1 protein-coding gene and 2 pseudogenes are annotated in these 2,340 nt (G+C 66.7%); all 3 read right to left on the reverse strand.

What is annotated here, in order from left to right; translation table 11 throughout:
* Nucleotides 1–706: pseudogene (locus VFX99_RS01870) on the reverse strand (hypothetical protein); the annotation flags it as partial.
* Complete coding sequence (locus VFX99_RS01875) at nt 690–2,129, reverse strand: IS30 family transposase (RefSeq protein ID WP_422656680.1); 1,440 nt, start codon at nt 2,127–2,129, stop codon at nt 690–692. The pseudogene VFX99_RS01870 and the gene VFX99_RS01875, both read right to left, overlap by 17 nt.
* Nucleotides 2,130–2,179: 50 nt before the next feature.
* Nucleotides 2,180–2,340 (reverse strand): annotated as a pseudogene (locus tag VFX99_RS01880) (IS3 family transposase); the annotation flags it as partial.

Raw genomic sequence — 2,340 nt, forward strand, 5'->3', positions numbered from 1 at the left:
AAGTTGTGTGAGGTGATCCAGGCGAGCGCTTCTTCTCCTCGGGCATCGCGGATCCCGCGGCGGGTGTTCGCCGGATTGCGGAAGCCCCCGAGGGAGTCAGGGAAGACCGGCAAGTCGAGCCGGCCGCTCGCGGCGAACCGACGTCGGAGCACCGCCAGAACAGTGAGGGGTAGCCGAGGACCCGCTCCCCCGCCGATGACTTCGTCGGCTTACGCAACAGACCCTGGCCCTTGACCCTGATGATGGTGTGGGTGATCTCGACCTCGCCACCGACGAGGTCGACCTGGTCCCACACCACGGCCAGGGCTTCGCCTATACGGACGCCCGTCGCGATCATGAAGAGCGTGAGATCGGGCAAATCCCGCCGCCGGGCTGTGTCGTCGGCGGACAGCTGACGCAACCAGTCGGCGATCTCGAGCTCGGACAGGGCACGAGGTGTCTTCTTGACCCTGACCTCAATGCGTTCGACCTCCCGGATCGGATTGATCATGACTGCGCCGTACCGGACGGCCAGGTTCATCACACTCGAGATAACGCTGCGGCAGCTCTTCGCCGTTGGTGGGCCCACGTCCTGCTTGATCTTCCCGATGACCTTGTCGACGAGTGGCGTTGTCAGCTCCCCGAGCCGGATCTCGCCGATGCAGTCGTCGGCGAGGGTGGCGTATTGCCGAGACGTGTATTGGGCGAGTTCAACCAGTCGACGCAACACCGGTCTCTTGGGTCGAGCGTAGCTGCTCGGCGAACACCTCCGCCGGGGTCTTCCAGCCAAGGACTTTTCGGGGGCGGTTGTTGAGTGTTAGTGCGATCGCTTCGAGGTCCTCGGCCGACCATCGTGACAGGTCCGTGCCCTTAGGTAAGTACTGCCGCAGCAGCCCGTTGGTGTTCTCGTTCGTCGGGCGCTGCCAAGGCGAGTGCGGGTCGGCGAAGAACACCTTCGTGCTGGTCTCCAACGCGAACTGTGCGTGCGCGGACAGCTCTTTGCCGCGATCCCAGGTCAGCGTCTTGCGCAACTGTTCAGGCAGCCGCGTCATCGACGCCGTCAGTGCGGTGCTCATCGCCTCGGCACCGTAACCGCCCAGGGCGGGCCCGTTCTTCACGACCGGCTGCTCACCCCAACCCTCGAGCCTCGGCAGATGGACCAGCAGGGTTGATCGGCTCGAGCGCTCCACGATCGTGCCGATCGCGGACCGGCCGGTGCCGATGATCAAATCGCCTTCCCAGTGCCCGGGCACGGCCCGATCGTCGGCTTCGGCAGGGCGCTGACTGATCACGACATCGGCGGTGACATGGCCTTGCGGCTTGTTCCGCGACCTCGCACGCGGCTCGCGCAACGCCCTCCCGGTGCGCAGGCACGCGACCAACTCCCGTTTGAGCGCACCGCGGCCCTCGATGAACAGCGACTGGTAGATCGCCTCATGGCTGATGCGCATGGACTCATCATCTGGGAAGTCGACCGTCAACCGATGCGCGATCTGCTCCGGGCTCCACGCTGTCGCCCACCGACGGTCGGCGCGGTGCGGCTTGTTCAAGCCCTTCCACGATGGAGGTGTCGGGCCGGAGACCACCGTGCCGTCGAGACGGCGCACGGTGCCGGCCAGGCGCTCCTGCACGTACTCGCGCAGCCTGTCGTTGGTCGCGAGTTTGGCGACCTTCGGGCGCTTCGCGGCCTGCTGCGCCTTCCACTGCGCGACCGTGGCCCGATACTCCTGCTGCCCGCCGCGGGTGGCCGCGTTGCGGCGCAGCTCGCGCGAGATCGTCGAAGGATCACGGTTAATCGCGCGAGCGATCTCCCGCACGCCCATGTTCTTAGCGCGCAGGATCGCGATCTCCTCACGCTCCTCGAAGGTCAGAAAGCGGCCCGTCGGTTCGGCCAGCGAGATCGGCGGCATTCCGCCAGCGTGCCGAAACCAGCGAGCCCCGACCGGCCACGACACGCCGACCGCCAGTGACGCCTCCGCCGTCGTGACGCCCGTAGCGATCAGACGCCAGAACTGCCGCTGCACCACTCGCGACGGATCAGGGCGCCCGGGCGAGCGCATCGCCGGCCTCAGCGCCCGATCAGCACGCCACTGCCGGCGAAGCCCCTCCGGCGCATCTCCAGTCTTCCTACTCCAGTCCGCCGTCGCCATCCCAGAACACCTCCGAAGTCGAGGTGTTGCGACCACCGGTTGAATCCGCCTTGACATCCCCTGTCGGCGTGGAAGACCACCTGTGCGGGGAGCTGGCCACGGAGCACGAACGCCATGGTCAACGCCTGATCGACCAGGTCGGCACGCAGATGATCGGTGATCGCCCAGCCGAGGACCCGGCGTGAGCAGCCGTCGCGGACCGCGCACAAGT

This window comes from Microbacterium sp. (genome assembly GCF_036277215.1).
Lineage (GTDB): Bacteria > Actinomycetota > Actinomycetes > Actinomycetales > Microbacteriaceae > Microbacterium.

Coding starts and splice junctions, on each gene's coding strand:
- VFX99_RS01875 (WP_422656680.1), bottom strand. CDS start 2,129: ATGGCGACGGCGGACTGGAGTAGGAAGACTGGAGATGCGCCGGAGGGG.